Below are 23,317 nucleotides of genomic sequence, written 5' to 3'. Positions count from 1 at the left end.
AAAAGTTATCCGCCTGCTTGCCTGTACCCCATCAATTTAAAATGCAAACCTACATTGTGGTGTATAAACATTTCAGCAGCCGGATCTGAAGCATAGTCCATTCCCCACCTGGTGCGGTCAATCATAAAATCAGCTTCAACCTCCAGTTTATTGCCATTAAGTTTAATAGCCGCTGCAAAACTGATCTGGTTCGTTTTCCCCAACATGCTAAAATCTCCGGTGATCACAAAGTTAGCATTGGCAATAGCATCCGGCATATTGCCCGCATATTTATTCACGCTGGTAATTTTAAATGAAGCTTCAGGATAGCGTGCCAGGTTAAAAAATGCATCGCTTTTTAAATGAGTAAGCAGTTGCTCCCGAACAGCCGGCTCCTGCTGGTTGAAATTTTTTATAGAAGCAATGCGTATCACAAATTCACCTGCCTTGATCTGTCCTTTTTCTACTTCGATATGGTTTTCTGCAATGTCAAATGATCCGTTGTTAAAGCCATTTTCCATGGTGCCTTTCCATTCCACTACTGAATTGTCATCCAGGGCATAATTGCCTTTTAGCGCAGTGTCCGAATCCTTACAGCCCAGCAGAAATACCAGAGTAGCCATAAGTACTGTTTTAATTGTTGTTTTCATCATCATATGTATATTGTTGTTTATTTGTTTTGCAAACGAAAAAATGTAACTGCCGCCTTAAAACCACGCCTTTCCCAATCGCTTATACAGCCAAGCACGCTGATCAATGCCGATATTTCTCTTAAGCCAATCACGCTCACATAACCATTAAGCTGAGTACCTATTTCTTCATAAAATTGGTTAGTTAAAGCCTGGAATTGCTTAAAAGGGCTATAGTAAGCTTTAATAATCTTCAGGTATCCGATTAAAACCTCTGCCGCCTCTGTACTTAGCTTCAGCAGATATTGATTAATGCTTACCCATACCAGCTGTCGCCGGTGATCTTCCAGAAAAGAAACGCTTGAAGTAATGTGTGTATACCTTACCAATTTTTTGTATCATTAAATTAACAATACAAAGGTGCAGGGAATATCATTTTAAAACTTGTACAAAACCGACCTGCAAGATGTTTTATCAGGCAAAACACTTCCCGTTAGTTACAAAAAGCTCAGCTGAACTTTCGGTCAGGAGCCTGGATGGAGCTACCCCCGCAAGGGATTTAAAGTCTCTGGAAAAATGAGACTGGTCATAATACCCTATCGCATGAGATAATGCCGAAAGTGAGATCCCACTTTCTGATTTTAGCCGCGTCAAGGCGCAGTTTAACCGGATAATCTTACTCAGTTCTTTAGGGCTCAGACCAACCTTTTGCAAAAACAAACGTTCCAGATGCCGGCTGCTAATGCCCAGCTGACGCTCCATTTTGCCGATAGATAAATTGCCTTTGCTCGCCTTTAACTGATGAATGGTATAGTCTACATAATCAATCAGCTCCGATGGCGGTAAAATCCGCTCTTCCAAAAATTGGTTCACTGCTGCAACCCGTTCCTGATCTGAATCCGCCCCATGCAGCATTTCCAGTAAATGGTTTACTGCGCTTCCCCATACTGCCTCCAGGTCCAGGCTCGGTACATTTGTAAATTCCTGCATGTTAAAAGGCAGCAGCTGTTGTATACCAGCCGATTTAAACTGGATTTTAATCAGCCGGGTATGCCCCGAAAACTTAAGCCATATCGGTTTGGTCAACTGTCCCACCATAAAAGCATTTCTTGTTTTCAGCATACTGCTCTGTGGTCCTTCCAAGGTATATCGATGGGAATCTCCAAATAGAAAAAGCATAGAAACCTGTCCAAAAGGGATCAGTCTCCAGGTAGAGAACTCCTGGTCTGCTTTACGCCAGTTGATGTCGACCAGCATATAGTTGTCAATATACTTACTCAATCGCTGACTTGGCGGGTAAAGGTCTGCTTTCATGGTGCTAAAAATCAATTTTTTAACAAAAGTAAAGATAGACCTGCAATTCCATTTGTACAAATGCGACATCAAAACCTGACATATGCAAGAAATAATTCCTTAATTTAGCCAGCCAAAATTTTACCACATGCACACTTCCAAGAAAACCGCTATTGGCTTTATTTTCATTACCCTATTGATAGATGTCATGGGATGGGGCCTGATTATCCCTGTAATGGCAGATCTGATTGCGCAGTTAAAAGGCATTTCCATTAACCAGGCCAGTACATATGGTGCACTTTTGTTATCTGTTTTTGCCATCACGCAATTTGTATTCTCACCTGTAATCGGCAACCTGAGTGATAAATATGGCCGCCGTCCGGTCCTGCTATTTTCTTTGCTGGGTTTTGGGATCGATTATATTATACTGGCCCTGGCCCCAACTTATGGCTGGTTATTTTTAGGACGCATTATTGCTGGTATTACTGGGGCTAGTTTTACTACTGCTACAGCCTACATTGCCGATGTCAGTACAGATGAGACCTCGAAAGCCAAAAATTTCGGACTGATCGGTGCTGCCTTTGGTCTGGGCTTTGTACTTGGCCCTGCATTGGGTGCGCTTTTGGCCACCTGGGGCATCCGGGCTCCTTTTTATGCTGCCGCAGTGCTGTGTTTAGTCAATTGCATTTATGGTTATTTTTTCTTACCCGAATCCCTGAGTAAAGAAAACCGCAGGGAATTTGACTGGAAACGTGCCAATCCATTTGGCTCATTGAAATTTTTAACCAGCAACCCAAAGATCGGGCGTCTGGCTCTGGGCTTTTTCCTGATCTACCTGGGTAGCCAGGCAGTACAGAGCAACTGGAATTTCTTCACCATTTACCGCTTCAACTGGAGCGAAAAAATGGTGGGTATTTCGCTCGCCGTTGTAGGGGTTATGGTTGGTGCCGTTCAAGGGGGGCTTACCAGAATTGTTGTTCCTAAAATCGGGAACGAAAAAAGCATATATGTAGGCTTGTCCCTTTACACGCTGGGTCTGGCGCTTTTTGCTTTTGCAAGTCAGGGCTGGATGATGTTCGCCTTCCTGGTTCCTTATTGCCTGGGCGGAATATGCGGGCCTTCGCTGCAATCGGCCATCTCGGGTCATGCCCCTGCCAACCAGCAGGGAGAACTGCAAGGTGCGTTAACCGGCTTAATGAGCCTTACGGCAATTATAGGCCCCTTAATCATGAACAATTCATTTGCTTATTTTACCAGCAGTAAAGCACCATTTTACTTTCCTGGTATACACTTTTTTATCGGAGCGATTTGCATGCTCATCAGTATTTTCATCACTTACAAAGTACTGAGCAGAGAGAGAAAAGCAGAGGTAAAAAACATCAAATAACAGACCTCACCAATCCACCATCTACCCGAATTGCAGCACCATTTGTTCCTGATGCGAGCGGACTGGAATAATAAGTTACTGTAGCAGCAATTTCTTCCACAGCAAGAAACCTTTGCAGCAAAGAGCTCGGACGCATATTTTTAAAGAAATCAACCTCCACTTCAGCAACGGTGAGATTCCCGGCTTTTGCCAGATCTTCTATAAAACCGCCCACACCTTTAGATTTTGTTGGGCCCGGCAGGATGCTGTTCACAGTTACGCCTGTTCCTTTACTCAGTTCTGCAAGCCCTCTGCTAATGGCCAATTGCGCAGTCTTGGTCATTCCATAATGGATCATCTCTTCCGGAATAAAAACTGCTGATTCACTGGAGATAAAAATGATCCTGCCCCAATTTTTCTGTAACATTTTAGGGAAGATATGTCGGGAAAGCCTGATGCCACTCATCACGTTGATTTCGAAAAACCTGAGCCAGTCTTCATCAGGTATTTCTTCAAATGGTTTTGGCTCAAAAATCCCTGCATTATTGATCAGGATGTCAATTTCCGGCAGTTTTTCAATTAAAGCATTTACCTCTTCCACTTTTCCAAAATCAGCGGCAATTCCCGATACATCTGCGCCTTTTACAAGCAGTTTCAATTCTTTAACTGCAGCAGTAATACTTTTGTCTGTTCGTCCGTTGATGATGACCTTAACCCCTTCAAGCAATAACTGATGGGCAATAGCAAAACCGATTCCTGCGGTAGAACCGCTAACAAAAGCAGTTTTGTTTTGAATTTTTAAATCCATAGCTCAAAATTATATGATGAAGTTACGTTTTTTCCCGCTTTATATCCTCCTGTATAGCTATTTTAGGGTGAGACCATCTTTTTGATCAGGTCTACCTCATCCTGTCGATACGGAATCCCATCTTTTTTAAAAATATCATGGAACCATTCCATTGGCTGACTTCCATCTGACAGCGGGGTATCCCAGGCATAGATGGTATTTGATTTCCCGGCAACCAGGCCCCAGTTCACTGCTCCGATATTTTCCTTTTTCAGCATCGGTAAAATATTTGAAAACCTGCTGTTCCGGGTTCTTGCCATGTATTCGGTACAGATCAACGGACGTCCATGTGTTTTTAACATTTGTATCACCCTAAGATGCCATTGTGGCTCTTCATAATCGTGGTAAGTAATCACATCTGAATTCTGGATCTGAAAAGCATTCAAATCTTCCAGATCCCATTTCCAGATCCCTGAACTGACAGGTTGCTGAGGGCCTACCGCTCTGGCCCAGGCGAATACTTTCTTTAATAGCGGAAGTGAGGCATTTCCTTTTCCGGAATTACCGGGCTCATTGTAAAGATCCCAAAGCAGGATACGCTTGTCTTTGGCAAAAAAGGACATGACGTCTTTTACGTATTTCTCCAAGCCAGGAAAAATGGTGGAGTCTGCTGACATCGGTTGCCCGGGATCTTGTACCCAGCCAGAATTGTGTATGCCCAATTTAGGCTCAGGCTGTTTACCTGCTTTCCCTTCTTTATTCCAGCAATCATCAAAAAATACAAAAATCGTTTTAATGTGATGTTTATCAGCAATTTCCAGATACTGCCTTACCCGATTTTTAAAGCCCCGGGGATCTTCCTTCCATGCAATGCTGTGCAGGTATACCCGCATGGTATTTAAACCTATCTTTGCGGCCCAGCCCAACTCTTTGTCGATAGTTTGGGGATCAAATGATGCAGCCTGCCACATTTCCAATTGGTTAATAGCTGTACTTGGAAGAAAATTAGCGCCAACCATCCATGGCTGCTGTCCGTACCAGTTATTGGCTTGTGCTATAGTCCATTTTTTCCCGGGAACGGTACTGAGTTCCTCTTTTTGCGCATAAGTATTCACTGTTCCAGCTGTCAGCAATAAGAACAGGAAAAGGTATTTTTTAAAGTTCATTTGTTTCATCTATGTTAATTATGTTGAATCTTTCCTATAACAATGGTGTCAGCTCTTATTGTAATTCGCCGGATGGAACTTTTACAGGAGTTCCTGCAGGAACAGGCACACCGAAATCAGGACTTCCATCTGCCTTCCAGGTAAACTTTTGCAAACGCCAGTCTCTGGCCCAGCCAGGAGCAGTTGTTTTTTTTGCGTGATAAAGGATCCAGTTTTCCTTTCCATCCGGAGAACTGGTGAAACTTGCGTGTCCGGTACCAAACACTGCCGGAGTGCCCTGAAAAACAGGCCCTGTTTTTTCCCAGTTTGCTGCATCAAGTGGTGTTTTTCGGGGATCCTTCAGTCTCAGCTGACCTAAGCGATATTCGGGGGTCCAGGATTCCCGTGTTGAATAAATGATAAATGTTTGCCCGGCATTTGTTAAAAACTGCGGCCCTTCATTCAGATCAAGGGGCCCTCCTCTTTCCCAGGGCTGATCAGGGCTTGATATTTTTACCCGTTCTGAACGGATGGTCCAGGGATTACTCATCTCTGCCATATAAAGGTGCTGGGATGTCTTATCGGTATTGGAATTCTGTTCCCATCCAGACCATACCGCGTAAAGTTTTCCGTTGATCCGGCCCACATTAACATCAATTGCCCAGATGGCTCCTGTTTCATCCTTAATATCCTTACCGGTACTTAAAACTCCCTTGTCAATATAAGCTCCCTGAGGGTCGCTGGTAACAGATTCAAGCACTCCTGATCTTTGATGGATATATGGAGGCCCTGCTTTGCCGGCTGCATAATAAATGTACCATTTGTTATGGAAATGATGCAGCTCCGGGGCCCAGATCTGGGTCCTGTTCCAGCCTTCAGCCGGAGCCTTCCATACCGTAACCGCTTTGCCTAAGCGGGATAACCGATCGGATTTACGCACCACAATCCGCATACCATCAGCACCCCCGCTGGCCTGGCATACATAATAAAAGTTCTCGTGTTTAATTACCCATGGATCGGCCCCGTTGCCTATAGGGTTTACAAAAAATCCGGGTTTCTCATCTTTGAATTCAGCAGATTTACCCTGCTTAACCCGCTGAGCAGCACAGGTTAAAACAACTGTAAAAAACAAGAGTGTTGAACATAAAAGAACTTTCATACTATCTCTTTAAGTTTTTATACCTGAGCATTGCCTCTACAAAATAATAATCCGCATAAGTAAGCGGCACATCTACCTCCGATTTACCGGGAAGGTTGCCCACACCGTGGTTCAATAAAAAGCCCTGACTAGTTCCATAAGGCGCAGTATAAACATCCGAACATAAGGAATGAAGCATAACTTCTGCTGCGTCCAGATAAGTTTTACTGGCTTTGCCCTGGTTGTAACCGGACAGTTCTATCAATGCAGAAGCAATCAGGGAACCCGCAGAAGCATCACGTAAAGCATTGGGGATACCAGGTGCATTGAAGTCCCAGTATGGAATTTTATCAGCTGGAAGGTTTGGATGTTTCAAAATGTAATCGGCAATATGGTTGGCCAGTTCCAGGTACTTTTTATCCCTGGTCTCCCTGTACATCACTGTATAACCATATAAGCCCCAGCCCTGGCCCCTGGCCCATGCAGATTCATCTGCCGCACCCTGTACCGTGTGTTTCTTTTGGGGCAGTCCGGTTTTTGCATTGTAATTGACCATATGGTAAGTGCTGTAATCTGGCCTGAAATGGTTCTTAATGGTTGTATTGGCATGGGTAACTGCAATCTTATAAAAAGAGGAATCTCCTGTTTCTTTTGTAGCCCAGAATAAAAGCTCCAGGTTCATCATGTTGTCAATAATCACCAGAAAGTCGGAAGGTTTAGAATTCCATGAGCGGATACAGCCAACTTTTTCATCAAAACGGCTGGCCAGAGAACGTGCACTATTAATTAAAATCTGCTTATATTCCGGCTTAGGAGCCAGGCGATTGGCGTTGCCAAAACTGCAAAACATCATAAAGCCCAGATCGTGCGTACTTTTATTAAACTGCTCTTTTTCCAGCAACTTTAACCTGTTTAAAGCCTCGGTTTTTAAACCCTGGTCGTTTGTAGCTTCAACCAGGTATAAAAGTGTTCCGGGGTAAAAGCCACTGCACCACCAACCTGAGCCACTGGTTACCAGTTTGCCATCCTTATCCAGGGATCTCGGAAATTTATCTGCCGGAATCTGCTGCATAAAATATTTATACTGTTTTCCGGCCTGCGCTATACTGTTATCGATTTCCTTAACCAGATCCTTTTTAGCTGTTAAATGCGGTTGTTTTTGAACATTGCACCCCGTACCCAGGATAAAAATTGAAATGATTAACCCTGCGAAAAATCTACCTTTCATGAAGTATTGTTTTATGTGTTAAATATATGTGTGTGGTTATTATGAGTATCTTAAATTCGATATTTAGTCTGCCGAATGATCAGCCGGCATATCCTGGCCTTTCCATATTTTTTTAGCAGTCCAGTCTTTATCCCCGCCAGTCCAAAATGGATCGGAAGGACTTAATCCCAGTATTAAAAAAGCTTCAGAACATAAATAAAGACTCCCTGTAGAAATGTAAATCTCTCCTAAGCCAGGCTGATGTCCATATAAACCGATTTGCAGCCAGCCATTTTTATCAAATGTACCAGGAGCTTCCAGCTGTCTTTTAATCATCGTATACAATGCAGCCCTTACCTGCTGTGCTTCGATTTCTGCGGGCAAGGCTTTCATCAAAGCGATTTGTGAAAGCGACTGAAATGCACCAAAGCGATAGGCCAGCGAGCGGCCAATCGGGGGATAGGTACCTTCAGGAGAAATAAGGCGTTCCAGCACCGTTGCGTATCTTATTGAGCGTTTCAATATCAGGTCATAGGTTCTTTTGGCCGGAGCACTTTTATCTGCAGCCAGCAGCGTTTGGCTAACATCCAGCAACATAGGCTGAATGACAAAACTGTTGTAATAATCCCAATGAAAATTTGGCCCGTCTCCATATGCACCATCGCCCTTATACCAGTTCATATGTGATTTCATCGCATAATCAACCCGCATCCTGTCACATTTGCCATCAAATTTTAACAAAGCAGCTTCCACTTCGGCACTAAACATCAGCCAGTTGCTGTAAGATGGCGTGATGATCCGGGAAGATTTCAGTGCAGCAATAACATTCGCTTTAGTTTCGGCATCCAGCCGGCCCCAGATCTGGGTTGGTGCGCGCAGCAAGCCCTGGGCTAAAAATGCAGCATCAACCAATGCTTGTCCTCCTTTATCGAAATTCATAAAATCAGGAGCTTTCGGATCTGTAGCGTTCTTAAAAGACAATACCGCCAGATCGATGTATTTTTTCCTCAGCTTTCCTTCAGCGGTATCATCCGGCCCCAGTTCCAGCCAGGGAGCCAAACCAGCCATCAGCCTGCCAAAAGCTTCCAGGTAAGTATGCTGTTTCCTGTCGATTTTAGACTCTAAAGGCATTTTTATCCTAAGTTCATTTTTACTTAGCGCAACCAGAACCGGGTCTGCAATGCGTATTAAAGACTGCACCAGATAGCTCCGTTCACGCTGGCCATCGTCAGGTTTATTTGTGCGGGCATGGACAGCTGTAACATTTAAGTTCAGCTGCAGAATTAAAAGGGCAATAACCAGTGTTTTAATTTTATTCATTTTTAATCAATTGTGTGCTATTCGTATCATTTCTAACCTAATCCTCATTCATTTTCTCCGTAGTCTTAGCCTGGTATAAACCGGTATTTCCTTTTGTCCAGAGGGGCATCAACTGCCCGATGACATCTGGATTGGCCAGGGCAATATTTATGTTTTCATAGGGATCAGTCCTGTGGTCATACAATTCATCAACCGGTTGTTCTTTTCTAAAATAACGGGTAAAGCGGTATTGATCTGTGCGGACGGTTATTCCTTTTTTGAAATAGCTATAGGCTATATTATTCCAGTTCCGGTCTGCCGGGTTCTTTAACAGGGGCAATAAACTTCTCCCATCTGTTTTAGCTACAGAATTCACCTTGCACAGCTCCATTAAAGTAGGATAAACATCAACTGAACTGACAACCTTATCACAGGAAGCTCCTCCAGTGCCGGGAACCTTAATAATCAAGGGACTTCTTAACGCATATTCAGAAATGGTATGTTTACCCCATACCCTGTCATCTCCCAAATGCCATCCATGATCGCCCCATAATACGATTATCGTATTCTTTTCCAGGTTTGATTTTTTGAGTTCGGCAAGCACTTTACCTATCTGTGCATCCACATAACTTACACCAGCATAATAGGCATGCCTTAATTTCCGTGCATAGGCATCAGAAACCGGGTTTGACAAAGCAGCTTTTTCCTCACCCAGCTTATAACCATTAAATTCTCCGCTCTGGTGAAAACTTGCCGGATTTACGTTCAGTGGAACTTGAGGTGATGAGGTCAGTGCTATTTTAGATTCGTCATATAAGTCCCAGTATTTTTTTGGTGCATTAAAAGGAAGATGTGGTTTAAAAAAACCTACCCCCATAAAAAAAGGTTGCTTTTTGCCTGCCAGTTCCTGCAATTTGCTTACCGCCAGGTTTGCGGTTAAACCATCGGGGTAAAGTTCATCAGCCACATCAGCACTTTCGTAAGGCTTCACCTCACCTTTAAGCTGGTTACGGTTGCTCCCATCGGCATATCCAAAAAAGGCATTCCATCCTGTGCCCCATTTTCCGGCATTCAGTAACATTTCATCCCAGCTATGCGGCAATTCCATCTCCGTTCCTTTCGGACTCAAATATTTATAGATGTAACCATCCGGAGAATGACTTATTTTTCCAATACCAACAGTATAGTATCCATTGTTCCGTAAGGCATGAACAAAAGACTCAGGAACCTCTTTTTTTTCCGTACCTGCTGCCTTTTTGTGTTCCAGCACTTCGTTGCTCAGGTCATTTAAACTTCTTGGCAGCATACCGGTAAGTATACTTGCCCTGGAGGCACCACAGGTAGGCACCGTTACAAACTGCTTTTTAAATACAACAGCTGTAGCTGCAAGCTGGTCAATATTTGGGGTATGCATATAATTGTTGCCATAACAGCCAAGTTCAGGGCGGAGGTCATCAACAAAAATAAACAATACATTATAAGCAGGCTTAGTTTTGGCCTGTCCATTCACATGATACGTAACGAACATCAAAAATACGGCTATGCTTATACCGGTTAATCTTTTCATTTTATGCGCTCCTTTCTAAATTTATACAGGCTTACCAACCCGGGTTTTGTACCATTTTTGGTGATTTGGTAATTTCTTCCCTGTAAATAGGAAGCAAATACATTTCGGGTCTGAAGTTACGAAGACGGCCGGCAGCTTCCACATCTATTTCATTGTATTTATAGGTAGAACCTGTTTTGGTGATCTTCATGGCCTTGTTGAAACCATTAAGAACAGTCATGCCGATCATCCAGCGGCGTACGTCAAAGAAACGATGGTCTTCAAAGCTCAATTCAATTCTACGTTCATTTCTGATCACTTCGCGCAATTCTTCCTTGATCATTCCGCTTTTTAATCCGTACATCCCGTCCGTTCCCGCATCTATTCCGGCACGTTCCCGGATTTCTTTTAATGCGGTATATGCTTCAGAAGGATTACCTGCTTCATTAATGGCCTCTGCATAATTCAATACGATCTCGCCATATCTTAACAAGGGCAAACCCCTTGGTGTATTCACTTTGTTTGCATTTGAGGTTTTCTCATCGCACATCTTTCTGCAGTAATAACCGGTAACGGTCATTACATTATAACCATCCTGCGGCGCACCATCATAAGTCCATACATCTTCCAGCGCAGCAGTTTTATTGGAATATTTGCTGCCATTGTACATGATCGTGTAAGCAAAGCGCGGATCCCTGTTCACATAAGGATTGTCTTTGTTATAACCTGAGCCTTGATCAGAAATGGACTTTCCATTTTTCATTGGAAAGCAGTTCACAAAATTTTGTGTAGGGTATCCGTAATAACCTCCAGACCGGGATGGAGGATTGTAATACTGTTCAATATCAATATTCGGAGGCTGATTGGCAAAAAAGATGTATTCAGAATTTTTCCTGGTCAGGAACATTGAATAAAAACCATTTCCTGGTTTGGTATTGTCCAGAACCAACTGATAATACCCCGAATTCATCACTGCTTTTGCAGCATCTGCAGCCCTTTGCCAGCGTGTATTATCGGCAGTTGGATAACCTGCCGCTTTGATCCGCTCTTGCAGGTTCTCCTGGTTCCGGTATTGCAGCGTAGCCATGCCGCCGTTAAATAATGGGCTGGCAGCGTATAAAAGTACACGGGATTTTAAGGCAAGGCATGCCCCTTTTGTTACGCGCCCATAATCCCTTTCTTCATACTGGTCGGGTGCCGGAAGCAATTTTTCACAGGCATCCAGCTCGCTTACCAGATAATTCACGCAGTCTTCATAGCTGTTTCTGGGAACATCTATATTGGTGTTGATATCTGAAAACACCGTATCAGCCAGCAGTGGCACGCCACCAAAACTTTTAATGAGGTTTTCATAATACCATGTCCTTAAAAACCGGGCTTCCCCTTCCATCCTCTTTTTAAGCGGCGCAGATAAAGGTGTATTTGGCAGATTTTTTAAGAACAGGTTTACCCTTCTGATATTGGTATAAGGAGTTGTCCACTGATCTTTTATCGGAAAATTACCAGGAGATACCGCACCGGAGTACAAAATCACAATCCGCTGCGTCCCACCATAAAAACGGTATTCCATATCGTCTGTTGTCATTTCAAGATTTCCCTGATTGTCCCATCGCCGTTTGTTAAAGCTAAACTTGGCGTCTGAATAGATCCCGGTCAAAAACTGAAAGGTTTTTGTACTGTCACTAAATATTTCTGCTTCATTCAGATTGGTGAGGTCAACGGTTTTATCCAAAAAATCATTTTTTTTACAAGCCAAAAGTGTGGCGCAGGTGGCTAAACAGATGAAAATATATTTTTTCATAATATCTTTTTTAAAAAGTTAAGGAAACACCAAGGTTAAAAGTTCTTTGCGGAGGATAAGACACCCGGTCATTACCTGATGACGCCTCCGGATCAAATTGATACAACTTGGTCAGTTTAGACCAGGTAACCAGGTTATAACCGGTAGCATAGATTCTGGCATCCTGTAATTTTAGCACATTAAACCAATTTTTAGGAAGCTGATAACCCAATTCAAAAGTTTTAAGCCTGATAAAATCACCCGGAATAAACCAGAATGTAGATGGGAAATCGGCTGGTGCGCTTACACCGGTCACCTTCTGTGACAATACCGGGTATTTGGCATTATTACCAAGTGCGGGCGTCCAAGTTTCCCGGTGTATGGGCTGCATATTAGAAGAGAAACTCTGAATGGCGCCTGCAATCCCCCTCAGGTAAAAATCCTTTGCCCCCTGGAACATGGCACTTACACTAAATCCTTTATAATTGAAGCCAAGTGTAAGGGCATACGAAGTTGTAGGATAGTTCGGTAAACCAAAGTAACCCCTGTCATTGTCATCAATCAGTCCATCGTTGTTGTAATCCAGCAGTTTCAAGTCTCCGGGTCTAACCACATCAGATGTTGGCTTGGCTACATTGGGGTCTGCAATTTCCTCAGCTGTGTAAAAGCCAATCCACTTATAAACCAGCAATTGTCCGATGCTATTGCCGGTAGCCTGTTGCCATGGATTGGGCAATACCGGCTCATCACGATTGACAATGGTGTTTTTTACATAAGCAATATTCCCGTTTACAAAATAACCGAAGTCTTTCCCGATCCTGTCTTTATAAGCGATCTCAATTTCATAACCCTTGTTATTTACTTCGCCGAGATTTACCATTGGAATAGTGGCACCAAACATAGACGACATGGTTCCCCTGGCGGTAATGATATCATACCTTAAATGATCAAAATAATCCAGAGTTAAAGAAAGCCGGTCCTTAAAGGCGGTAATGTCTGTACCAATACTAAACTTTCTTTCCTTTTCCCAGGTTACATCATCATTCCCAAGGTTGCCTTCCTGAATCCCCGTATAATTGGCATGCGTTTCGCCGAATGACGCCGATCCCCCTGGCTTAAACTCATGCAGGTAGGTGGTTTGTGCGTTTCCAATATCATCACTACCAACAATACCGTATGAACTTCTTATCTTAAAGTTATTGATCCATTCTAAAGGTTTAAACGATTTAAAGAAGGGCTCAGCTGCAATATTCCATCCGGCCGACACTGCCGGGAAAAAACCATAAGCATTACCAGAAGAAAAAGCATCAGTTCCATTATAAGCGCCATTGAATTCCAGCAAGTACTTTTGTTTGTAATCGTATCCAACCCTTGCCGCATATCCCCGCGTATTTGCAGGAATGTAGTTCTTATTGACATCTGCCGCATTTGAAGAGACGAAAGCTACCCTGGTTTGCTGATTGGTCAAAAGGAGCCCGAAAAGATGGTGGTCCTGAAAGTGTCTGTCGTAATTTAAAAAGGCCTGCAAATTTAACCTGCGGTCTGGATTACCACCACTATAACTTAAAAAGCTTCTCCTGGTCTTATAGGTATTCACATCAAAGGGGATATAAACATTCGTGTTCTTATTGTAATAATACGAAGGAAAATCTACAGTTGCATCATCAGGAAAGCCCATATCCCTGTTGTACGAATGCATACTTGCATAAGATACTACCCCTTTAAATGACAATCCTTTGGTAATAAAATCAAGCTTCTGATTGGCATTTACAGCCAGGTAGGTATTGTTTTCAAAATTTCTGTAGTACCCATTGTTTGTTAACCTGCCAACAACGTTATTTATTGTGGAATACATTTCAGGATAAAGGTTCGCATAACTGTAACTGCCATTGGGATTATATATATTATAGGAAAATGGAGCCAGGACTTTAAAATTGTTGTAATCGTAAAAGATATCGGTATTGGCACCACCGCCCTGAGGCCTCGGTTCATTCCTTTCCCCTACGTTTCCGTACAGATCCAAACGAATGTCAAGGGTTTTCGTGGCCTTGATATCCAGATTGGAACGGTAATTATACCTTTTATAGTAATAATCAGTATTCAACCCATTTCCAGAGCCAAAGTCTTTCAACATTCCGTTTTGCTGTAAAAAGCCCGCAGACACAAAATATTTTACCCGTTCTGTTCCGCCGTTTATGTCAAGGCTGCTGCGCGACTGTGTCGTAAACTTTCTGAACAAAACGTCCTGCCAATCTACATTTGGATGTCCCCATGGATCTTCTCCGCTTTTAAATAAACGCAGGTCTTCTTCCGAAAATCTTGGTTTAAAACCGGGCACCGGACTAGGCAAAAAACTATTGTCATTGATCTGCGCCTGGTTGTAAAGCACTGCTGTTTCGTAGGAATCCAGAAATTTCGGGAATATGGTAGGCTGGGACAAACTCAATTCGCTCTTTAGTGTAATCCTCGGCGTTCCGATTTTACCTCTTCTGGTGGTAACCAGTACCACCCCGTTTGCACCTTTAATACCAAAGATGGCCGTACTTGAAGCATCTTTCAGGATGCTGACGCTCGCGATCTCATTTGCATCCAGACGGGAAAACTGGTCATAGGAATATTCGATGTCATCAACCAGGATCAAGGGCTGGTTGTTGCCGGTAAAAGAACTTTGGCCGCGTATAAAAAATGCGGCGCCATCCTGACCCGGAATTCCGGTACGCTGCTGAGAGGTAAAACCAGGCAGTTTTCCTGTAAGGGCATTTTGTATACTTGCTGTTGGAACCCTTTGGATATCCTCACCTTTAACTGTTGCGATAGCCCCGGTTAAAGTTGCTTTTTTCTGTGTACCATACCCCACTACCACCACATCGTTCAACACATTGTCATCAGGGGCAAGTGTAACGTTTACAGTTGTCTGATTGCCCACGTTGATCTCGCGGCTGGCATAACCAACCAGGCTAATCACAATTGTATTTTCTTTTCCCTTTAAGGTTAATTTAAATTTCCCCTGGGTATCTGTAGCAGTGCCATTGCCGGCTATGCCCTTTTCAAAAACGGAAGCGGATGGCAGTGCCCCATCTTTATCACGCACTTCACCTGTTATTTGCCTGCCCTGGCCATAAGCCATTGATTTCCCGAGAAGGAAAAGGAATAAAAGGCAGCATAAATATTTTTTCATGTTTTAAATTCTTATAATTATTTACCAGCCTTCGTTTTGCAGAAGGTTTTTGTTTTTTGAAATTTCACTATATGGGATGGGCATCCTGTACAGGCGGTCTGCGAATTTGATATCTGCTACTTCCTCAATGGTATAGTTCAGTACTGTTCCGGTTTTCACGATTCTCATGCCGTGCAGTTTTCCATTAAACAGTGCACTTGCAAGCTTCCATCTTCTTACATCCCAAAAGCGGTGTTCTTCAAAAGCAAGTTCTATTCTTCTTTCATTCTGAATGATTGTCCTCATTTCATCCGCTGTCATGGCGCTCTTCAGTCCATATAAATTACCGGCACCTGGGGTGATCTTTGCCCTTTTTCTGAGCTCAATCAAAGGGGCGTAGGCTTCGCTGGTTTTTCCCAGCTCATTTAATGCCTCTGCATAGTTCAGCAACAGCTCTGCACGACGAAACAGGATGAAGTTGTGCGATTGGGCAGAATATGCAGTAAAACTGGAACTTGGGTTGTCAAAATACCCCATAAACTTCCTGGCATAGTATCCCGTTTTCGTTTGGATGGCCGTTCCTCCTGGCCTGTCCCTTCCGCCATTAAAGGTTTCAACGTTTCTGCTAACCCACCGGTTCCCATCAGAAAATACCGTAAATTGTAACCTGCTGTCTCTGTTTGCATATGGTGCTTTATCATTATACAGCGAACCGGTCTCATTGATGGCTTTACCTGTATTCATCGGGAAGGCATTAACCAATTCCTGAGTAGGACTGGTATAACCTTTGCTGGTCAAAGTAGCAGAGTTGAACCCTATTGGGGCATTGTTATTCTCTACATCCGTAGTCTTTGCCCGTTGGGTAGCCAGGATAATCTCGGCAGACCTGAGTGTAGTGAACACATTTCTAAATTCTGCCTCCAGTTTAAAGTCAGTGATATCCAGCACATCTTTCGCTGCATTTGCAGCCCGCAGCCACCTGTCCTGCTTATAATCCGGATATCCGTTTAGCTTTTTGAGGATTGCTGAACTTTCCAGACCACCTCCGTTATATAGCGGACTTGCGGCATACAATAAAACACGGCTCTTTAAGGCAAGTGCGGCCCCTTTACCGATCCTGCCCCAATCATTGGTACTGATCAGGTCAGTGCGTAAAGAATCTTTAATGGCATCACACTCGCTAACAATATACTCCACACAGTCTTCAAAATTATTACGGGGTATTTCCAGATCGTCTTCCAAAGTAAATACAGCATCTCCGATCAGGGGCATCCCTCCATACCGTTTGATCAATTCCCAGTAACACATGGCACGGATAAACCTGCCCTCGGCTTTCCAGTACTGTTTGGTATTGGCATATGCAGGATCTTTTTTCAACGATACCTTAGGCAAATTTTTCAATAGCATATTTACCCGCCTGATGCCAGCATAAGCATTGGAAAAATAGGGATCGGGGTTGTTCAGTGCACTTACCCTTCCATTGGTGAAATACGATACAAGCGTACCATTTCTGGATGGAACCGCATCATCGGTAGCTGCATCCAGGTAATCACCATCAATCCGGTTAAACCCATTTGGAAGATAGTTGTATAAATTATCTACAAAATATTGGGCAACCGTGCCCAGGCTGTCAGCCTGGTCCCAAACCAGGTCTTCCATGATTGCATCCGCTTTGCGATCTTCTACGTCTTTTTTGCAGGCAGTAATGGTACCGATAAAGCATACTGCAAGGAGAAAGAATGTAATATTTTTATACATAAGATTATAAATTAATAGTTAACCCACCGCTAAATGCGCGCTGTATAGGATAAACCCCACCATTAACTTCGGGATCAACCCGGTCATAGGCAGAGATCGTGATTAAATTTGTACCGCTAACAAATAGGCGGACGGACTGCAGGTGTAGTTTTTTTATCCAGCCAGAAGCGAAAGTATAGCCCAGTTCTGTATACTTTAGCCGTCCGTAATTGCCATTGTGATACCAGAAAGAAGAACTCGCCACATGATTATTGGGATTTGTGCCCGCAGTTAAGCGCGGATAAGATGCATTGGTTGCCCCCGGAATCCAGCGGTCTAAATGCTGCTGGTAGGCCTGCCCAAAACCACCATTCTGGAATTCCCATTCTGTATCCCCTGTTAAAACGATGTTCCGGTTAAATGCCCCCTGCACCAGGGCACTTAAATCAAAGCCTTTATAGGAAGCCGTCAGCGTTGTTCCAAAAAACAGCAGCGGTTTAGTATTTCCTATTGGCGCTTCATCAAACTTGGTGATGACGCCGTCTCCATCAAAGTCCTTATACATGATATCGCCTAACTGGGGTGTATACCCTTCAATGGCAGCACCAGTTTGCAGGTCGCTGGCAGTTTGAAAAAAGCCTGTGGCGGTATAGCCAAAAGCCTGACCTACCATCCCCCCTGTTCTTTTCATCCAGTCATAACGCTGATACACTTCATCGATATCCACATATTTGCTTTTCGCAATAGTCAGGTTGTTGGAAATCGCATAGGAAAACGAACCTATATCTTGTTTCCAGCCCAGGTTCATTTCCAAACCTGTATACCTGCTCTTTCCAATGTTTTCTTCAGGATAAGAATTTCCGATTAAGGTAGAGCTCTTTCCGCGGGTTCTTAACAGATCGTAATAGCCATTTTTATAGTACTCCAGCCTGAAAGATAGCCTGTCTTTTAACAAAGCACCTTCAATACCGACATTAAGCTTGTTGGCTTTTTCATAGTCGAGGTCCGGATTAGACAATACCAATTCGTCCATGGTAATAAAAGAAGTTGGCGTGGTTCCAAAAAATACTTTATCTCCATCAAAAAAGTACTGATTAAAGGAATAATAACCGTTTCTGTTGTTTCCGGTCTTACCATAAGAGCCAAATAGTTTTAACCGGTTTAACCAGGTTAGCGGCTTCATAAACTCTTCTTCATGGATATTCCATCCCAGCCCTGCAGCAGGAAATAACCTGTAACGGAACCCTTCCGGATACCGGTTGGCCCCATTGTAGCCAAAAGTAAGTTCAGCAAGATACCTTTCATCATAATTATAGGCTAAACGTCCGGATAGCCCTTTATAAATGAGGGGCAGATCTGAATTCATCCTGTTGTTGTTCTGACTGTACAAGACCAGTGCGTCTACTTTGTTTTTCCCAAAATTCCGGGAATAACCCAGATCAAACTCCGCATAGCCCTGGCGCCATTGATTGTCTACAGAAGACGAATTGTTCTGGGTGCCATCATTCGAATATTTGGTATAACCTGTACCTGCAGCATTCATCAGGTAGGTAGCAAAGCTCTTATTGCGCAAGATATTCTGCGTTAATGTTCCACTAAATGAAATCAGGGCCTTTGCCCATAAACCCGCTAAAACATCATCGAAATTCCTTTTCAGATAAAGGTCAGCCAGCATATTTCTTTCATAACCTTTTCTATAACCGGACTGGTTCATTTGTCCATAAATGTTATTCTGAAATTGTTGGTTGCCTCCCAGCGACCCATCCGGGTTAAATATAGGGTAAGCATTGTTAGGCGTATTGAAAGCATTGCTGATGATGGTATTGGCAGTTGTTCCAGGCTCGTTGGTTTCAAAGGTTCTGCCCATCACATTTAAACCAACGTTTGTTCTGGCATCCAGGTTTATATCTACATTAGACCGGACCGTGTAGCTGCTGAACCCGGTATTTGTCTGATAACTATTTTTGTCTGGATCTGTATTGAAAATGCCACCCTGGCTTAAATGTTCGGCCGCTACAAAATATCTGGCCATCTGGTTTCCGCCGCTTAAATTAACAGATAGCTGGTCAATCCGGGTCGATTTGTCAAAAGCTTCATCCTGCCAGTTTACATCGGGATGCCCGTAAGGATCAGTATGGTTTCTATAGGCATCAAGATCTCCCTGTGTATATGCAGGTGCAATATTGTCATTTACCAAAGCTTCGTTGTATAACCTTGCATAATCATAAGCGCCCAGGCCTTTCAAAAACTTCAGCGGCCTTTGCAAACTGCTTTGTGCGGTAACACTAATTTTCTGTTTGCCAGGCTCACCTTTACGGGTTGTGATCAATAAGACTCCATTTGAAGCTTGCGGGCCATACATTGCCGTCGCCAATGCATCTTTTAATACCGTAACCGAATCAATTTCGTTAAAACTTAAGAAAGACATGTTTTGCGGGACACCGTCAATTACTGTCATGGGATTTTGTCCGCGTAAAGAGATGGAATAACCATCCGTTCCGGGTTTCCCGTTAGACTGGTTGATATACAAACCGGCAAGTCGTCCTGCCAGTATACCCTTCAGTAAATTACCGGGTGTTTTTGCCAGATCCTGGCCACTGATACTTTGTACTGATGCAATGTTTAAGCTGGCCTTGGTCTTAATGTTAAAAAGCAATGGAATTTCCGTAAGCGGGAGACTATCTCTGCTTTCAGCTCCGGATGTGCCTGCACGCTGTTTTGCTATTTTTGCCGGTGCCTGCGCATTTACTCCCAAAGAAGAAATGAAAAGTCCTGCAAATAGAAAAAAGAGCATGCGCCTTCCTTCGGGTAACCTTTTTTTCATACTGTTTAAGCTATTGTTTGGTTTAATGCTGGCTTTGGTACCTGCGCACAAAGGACCAGCTTACAAATGTGTATACATAATCTGTGAACTTTGAACATATTTGTATCAATCTTGTTCCATTTTGTCTCAATCTTTCCCATTACCTGTTAAACAATAATTCTACACTAGCTATTGGCGCTTTTTATCTCTTTTTAATATCAATATTTGTTAGGTTTACACTATAAATTAACTATTGCAGGTAACAAACCCAGCTCATGAAATTAAAAGCATGCCTTTTTCTTGTTGTTTTTTTTCTTGTGACCAACACGCTGCGCAGTCAGTCGTATTACTTCCGCCATTACCAGGTAGAAAATGGACTGTCTAACAATACCATTGGATGTTCTTTACAGGATCAGCAGGGATTTTTGTGGTTTGGTACAAAAGACGGGTTAAACAGGTTTAATGGCTATACATTTAAAACATTCCAAAATGACCGGGATGACCCAACCAGCATCGGGAGTAATTTTATCATTAGCCTATACGAAGATAAATATGGCGTATTATGGGTGGGAACCGATAGGGGCTTATTTAAATACAATACAGCTACAGAAAGCTTTAGCCCGGTAAATGCAGCCCCTGCCAATGAAATCCGGGGCATTCAAATGGATAACAACGATTGTTTATGGTTCATTGTAAAAAATCAACTTTACAAACACGATCCTAAAAAAGGCGATTCAAAACATTACGAAAAACTTTCCTCCTATGGCATCACTTCTATTTGCATGGCATCAGACGGGAATTTATGGCTATCCACTTATTCGGGCCTGGTCATCAAACTGAATACAGTTAGCAACACCACTGCTGTTTGTGACGTGTTCCCAAAGTCAGAACCGATGGAATCCAGATGGATCCAAAAACTGTACGATACCGGAAAAGGGACCCTTTTGATAGGAACCGCCAGTCATGGCATGAAAATCTTTGACATCCAGACATTGGCTTACCGGGATATCCCTTTATACAGCAGCGACAATACAGGTGTATTTGTAAGAGATTTCGTTCAGCATGCTGCAAACGAATACTGGATCGGGACAGAATCAGGTATTTTTATCTACAACATCAAAAACAACAAACTGGTCAATCTAAAAAAAGACTACAACAATCCTTATTCGATATCAGACAACGCCATCTATACATTTTGCCGTGATAAAGAAGGTGGTATCTGGACAGGCACCTATTTCGGCGGGATCAATTATTATCCAAAGCAAAACACCAACTTTAAAAAATACTTTCCAAAGTATGGCTCCAACTCCATAAGCGGCAATGCCATTCGCGAAATTTGTGGGGATGCGAACGGAAATTTATGGATCGGTACTGAAGATGCGGGGTTAAATAAACTGAATCCCGCCACGGGGATTTTTACACATTTCAATTATGGCAGCACAAAAAATAAAATTTCCCATACCAACATCCATGGATTATTAATTAATGGAAACGAGTTATGGGTGGGTACATTTCATAAAGGTCTGGACGTGCTGAACATCAACACCGGTAAAGTAACTGCACATTATACTGCCGCCAAACACTTTTTAAGCAGCGATTTTGTCTGCGACATTTTAAAGACCCAATCGGGCAAAATTATCATTGCCACAGACCGTGGGCTTTGTTATTTCAATGCACAAAAAAATAACTTCGAGGCCATAGCTGCTGTACCCCATAACTTTTATACCAGAATTTATGAAGATAAGGAGGGCACCATCTGGGCAGGAACATATAGTGAAGGCCTGTATTATTTCAATCCTAGAACAAAAAGCAAAGGGAGTTTTAAATACAATCCTGCCGATAAAAGTAGTTTAGGCGGCAACCGGATCAACTGGATATTTGAAGACAGCAATAATGCTTTATGGATTACCACTGAGGGCGGGTTGTGCAGGTTAGATAAACAGAAAGGCAAATTCACCAATTACACCACTAAGGATGGCCTGCCCAGCAATATCATTTATACGGCACTGGAAGATGCAACGAACAATTTCTGGATCAGCACTTCCAAAGGATTGGCCTGCTTTTCGCCGGTATCAAAAAAGATCATTACCTACACCAAAATTAATGGCCTGCTAAACGATCAGTTCAATTATGATTCGGCCTATAAAGATGCTACCGGACGCCTCTATTTTGGTAGTGTGAAGGGGATGATCAGTTTTCATCCCGCCGAATTTATAAAAAACACTTTTCTTCCGCCGGTTTACATTACGAGTTTTCAGGTATACAATAAAGAACTGGAGATCAACAAGAAAGGTTCACCTTTAAAAAAATCGATCACCAATACAGATACGATCACATTAAAATATGACCAATCCTCATTTAGTATCGATTTTGCTGCATTAAGTTACACGGCTCCTGAAATGACAGAATATGCTTATAAATTAGAGGGACTGGATAAAGACTGGACTTTTCTTAAAACCAACAGAAAGGTTTTTTTTACTGAACTGGCAGCCGGAACCTATGTTTTTAAGGTAAAAGGTTCTGTGGGAGGGGATATGTGGAATGGTAAACCTGCAACGCTTACCATAAAAATTTTACCGCCTTTTTGGAAAAGTAACTGGGCATATGCGGGCTATCTGATTTTAATCGTAGCCGGCATATATTTTACCTTACGCAGCTATCACCTGCGTAATGAAGAAAAAAACAGGAGAAAATTAAAAGCATTGGAATTTGAGAAAGAAAAAGAAATTTACCAGGCAAAAATTGATTTTTTCACCAATGTAGCACATGAAATACGAACCCCCTTAACTTTAATAAAAGGGCCGATGGAGAAAGCATTAAAAAGCGCGGAGGAGATCCCGGCTATAAAAAACAACCTGGTCATTATGGAAAGAAATACCGACCGTTTGATCGACCTCACCAACCAATTGCTCGATTTCAGAAAAACCGAGGTTAACGGATTCAGTTTCAACCTGGTAAAAACTGACATCAGCGAAATTTTGAAAGACAATTATGCGCGGTTTAAACCGACAGCAGACCAGCGAAAACTGCAGTTTGAGCTACCGGACTTCTCTCCTTTCTTCGCTTATGTTGATCAGGAAACTTTCAACAAAATATTGAGTAATGTATTAAATAATGCCATCAAATATGCAAAAACCAAGGTTTTCATCGACCTTCTATTGGATAAGGAAGGCAAATCATTTACCATTAAAGTGAAAAACGATGGCTACCTTATCCCTGATGAAATGAAAGAAAGGATCTTTGAAACATTTTTCCGGCTGAAAGAAACAGAAAAACAGATCGGCACCGGCATTGGTCTGGCCATTGCCCGTTCTCTGGCAGAATTGCATAAAGGAACACTTGAACTGGAAAAACCAGCACATGAACTGAACGTTTTTGTTCTTAAATTACCGGTAAACCCCAAAAAAGGATCTTAACAAACTTTAATAGAAACATTGGCTCATTGATGAAT

General features: G+C 42.7%; 15 protein-coding genes. 2 read left to right on the top strand and 13 right to left on the bottom strand.

All coding sequences use genetic code 11. The features are described from left to right. Positions 1-5: 5 nt before the first annotated feature. From R2Q85_RS12790 to R2Q85_RS12780, 3 genes are all read right to left on the bottom strand, one after another. Positions 6-602 (bottom strand): YceI family protein, encoded by a 597-nt coding sequence (locus R2Q85_RS12790; protein ID WP_316812181.1) that lies wholly within the window; start codon positions 600-602, stop codon positions 6-8. A 47-nt stretch (positions 603-649) separates the two neighbouring features. Continuing rightward, positions 650-997 carry a hypothetical protein gene (locus R2Q85_RS12785; RefSeq protein ID WP_316812180.1) on the bottom strand — a complete coding sequence of 116 codons (348 nt, stop codon included), beginning with the start codon at positions 995-997 and terminating at the stop codon, positions 650-652. A gap of 85 nt (positions 998-1,082) precedes the next feature. Then, the gene (locus tag R2Q85_RS12780; protein WP_316812179.1) at positions 1,083-1,922 is read right to left on the bottom strand and encodes a helix-turn-helix domain-containing protein; all 840 of its coding nucleotides are present in this window, start codon (positions 1,920-1,922) and stop codon (positions 1,083-1,085) included. Between the two features lie 127 nt (positions 1,923-2,049). Here R2Q85_RS12780 and R2Q85_RS12775 point away from each other — a divergent pair, with 127 nt between their 5' ends. Then, on the top strand, positions 2,050-3,288 hold the full coding sequence (locus R2Q85_RS12775; RefSeq protein WP_316812178.1) for a TCR/Tet family MFS transporter: 1,239 nt from the start codon (positions 2,050-2,052) through the stop codon (positions 3,286-3,288). Here R2Q85_RS12775 and R2Q85_RS12770 read toward each other — a convergent pair. The 10 genes from R2Q85_RS12770 to R2Q85_RS12725 all read right to left on the bottom strand — a co-directional run bounded on the left by R2Q85_RS12770 (position 3,281) and on the right by R2Q85_RS12725 (position 19,887). Next, positions 3,281-4,075: an SDR family oxidoreductase gene (locus tag R2Q85_RS12770; protein WP_316812177.1), complete on the bottom strand. Its 795-nt coding sequence runs from the start codon at positions 4,073-4,075 to the stop codon at positions 3,281-3,283. The two genes, R2Q85_RS12775 and R2Q85_RS12770, sit on opposite strands and share 8 nt — an antisense overlap. A 62-nt stretch (positions 4,076-4,137) precedes the next feature. Next, the gene (locus tag R2Q85_RS12765) at positions 4,138-5,229 is read right to left on the bottom strand and encodes a cellulase family glycosylhydrolase (protein WP_316812176.1); all 1,092 of its coding nucleotides are present in this window, start codon (positions 5,227-5,229) and stop codon (positions 4,138-4,140) included. A gap of 46 nt (positions 5,230-5,275) precedes the next feature. Beyond that, positions 5,276-6,358 carry a glycoside hydrolase family 43 protein gene (locus R2Q85_RS12760; protein WP_316812175.1) on the bottom strand — a complete coding sequence of 361 codons (1,083 nt, stop codon included), beginning with the start codon at positions 6,356-6,358 and terminating at the stop codon, positions 5,276-5,278. 1 nt (position 6,359) lies between these two features. Then, entirely contained in the window at positions 6,360-7,565 is a 1,206-nt protein-coding gene (locus R2Q85_RS12755; RefSeq protein ID WP_316812174.1) for a glycoside hydrolase family 88 protein, read from the bottom strand. 63 nt (positions 7,566-7,628) lie between these two features. Beyond that, positions 7,629-8,864 (bottom strand): DUF2264 domain-containing protein, encoded by a 1,236-nt coding sequence (locus R2Q85_RS12750; RefSeq protein ID WP_316812173.1) that lies wholly within the window; start codon positions 8,862-8,864, stop codon positions 7,629-7,631. A gap of 37 nt (positions 8,865-8,901) precedes the next feature. After that, positions 8,902-10,410 (bottom strand): sulfatase, encoded by a 1,509-nt coding sequence (locus R2Q85_RS12745; protein ID WP_316812172.1) that lies wholly within the window; start codon positions 10,408-10,410, stop codon positions 8,902-8,904. A 31-nt stretch (positions 10,411-10,441) separates the two neighbouring features. Next, on the bottom strand, positions 10,442-12,190 hold the full coding sequence (locus R2Q85_RS12740; RefSeq protein WP_316812171.1) for a RagB/SusD family nutrient uptake outer membrane protein: 1,749 nt from the start codon (positions 12,188-12,190) through the stop codon (positions 10,442-10,444). Positions 12,191-12,200: 10 nt separating this feature from the next. Continuing rightward, positions 12,201-15,347 carry a TonB-dependent receptor gene (locus tag R2Q85_RS12735; RefSeq protein WP_316812170.1) on the bottom strand — a complete coding sequence of 1,049 codons (3,147 nt, stop codon included), beginning with the start codon at positions 15,345-15,347 and terminating at the stop codon, positions 12,201-12,203. 21 nt (positions 15,348-15,368) lie between these two features. Further along, positions 15,369-17,084 carry a RagB/SusD family nutrient uptake outer membrane protein gene (locus R2Q85_RS12730; protein ID WP_316812169.1) on the bottom strand — a complete coding sequence of 572 codons (1,716 nt, stop codon included), beginning with the start codon at positions 17,082-17,084 and terminating at the stop codon, positions 15,369-15,371. Between the two features lie 4 nt (positions 17,085-17,088). Beyond that, positions 17,089-19,887, bottom strand: a complete 2,799-nt coding sequence (locus tag R2Q85_RS12725; RefSeq protein WP_316812168.1) for a SusC/RagA family TonB-linked outer membrane protein — start codon at positions 19,885-19,887, stop codon at positions 17,089-17,091. Positions 19,888-20,141: 254 nt separating this feature from the next. Between R2Q85_RS12725 and R2Q85_RS12720 the strand changes: the two genes are divergently transcribed. After that, positions 20,142-23,282, top strand: a complete 3,141-nt coding sequence (locus tag R2Q85_RS12720; protein WP_316812167.1) for a two-component regulator propeller domain-containing protein — start codon at positions 20,142-20,144, stop codon at positions 23,280-23,282. Positions 23,283-23,317 lie beyond the last annotated feature (35 nt).

Source organism: Pedobacter heparinus (assembly GCF_032678725.1).
GTDB lineage: Bacteria > Bacteroidota > Bacteroidia > Sphingobacteriales > Sphingobacteriaceae > Pedobacter > Pedobacter heparinus_A.
The sequence above is the reverse complement of the archived record's forward strand: the minus strand, read 5'-3'. Positions and strand labels throughout refer to the sequence as shown.

Bases quoted from the DNA above. Each gene is read 5' to 3' on its own strand.
- R2Q85_RS12750 (WP_316812173.1), bottom strand. From the start codon at position 8,864: ATGAATAAAATTAAAACACTGGTTATTGCCCTTTTAATTCTGCAGCTG.
- R2Q85_RS12755 (WP_316812174.1), bottom strand. From the start codon at position 7,565: ATGAAAGGTAGATTTTTCGCAGGGTTAATCATTTCAATTTTTATCCTG.
- R2Q85_RS12765 (WP_316812176.1), bottom strand. From the start codon at position 5,229: ATGAAACAAATGAACTTTAAAAAATACCTTTTCCTGTTCTTATTGCTG.
- R2Q85_RS12745 (WP_316812172.1), bottom strand. From the start codon at position 10,410: ATGAAAAGATTAACCGGTATAAGCATAGCCGTATTTTTGATGTTCGTT.
- R2Q85_RS12740 (WP_316812171.1), bottom strand. From the start codon at position 12,190: ATGAAAAAATATATTTTCATCTGTTTAGCCACCTGCGCCACACTTTTG.
- R2Q85_RS12760 (WP_316812175.1), bottom strand. From the start codon at position 6,358: ATGAAAGTTCTTTTATGTTCAACACTCTTGTTTTTTACAGTTGTTTTA.
- R2Q85_RS12735 (WP_316812170.1), bottom strand. From the start codon at position 15,347: ATGAAAAAATATTTATGCTGCCTTTTATTCCTTTTCCTTCTCGGGAAA.
- R2Q85_RS12730 (WP_316812169.1), bottom strand. From the start codon at position 17,084: ATGTATAAAAATATTACATTCTTTCTCCTTGCAGTATGCTTTATCGGT.
- R2Q85_RS12775 (WP_316812178.1), top strand. From the start codon at position 2,050: ATGCACACTTCCAAGAAAACCGCTATTGGCTTTATTTTCATTACCCTA.
- R2Q85_RS12720 (WP_316812167.1), top strand. From the start codon at position 20,142: ATGAAATTAAAAGCATGCCTTTTTCTTGTTGTTTTTTTTCTTGTGACC.
- R2Q85_RS12725 (WP_316812168.1), bottom strand. From the start codon at position 19,887: ATGAAAAAAAGGTTACCCGAAGGAAGGCGCATGCTCTTTTTTCTATTT.
- R2Q85_RS12780 (WP_316812179.1), bottom strand. From the start codon at position 1,922: ATGAAAGCAGACCTTTACCCGCCAAGTCAGCGATTGAGTAAGTATATT.
- R2Q85_RS12790 (WP_316812181.1), bottom strand. From the start codon at position 602: ATGGCTACTCTGGTATTTCTGCTGGGCTGTAAGGATTCGGACACTGCG.
- R2Q85_RS12770 (WP_316812177.1), bottom strand. From the start codon at position 4,075: ATGGATTTAAAAATTCAAAACAAAACTGCTTTTGTTAGCGGTTCTACC.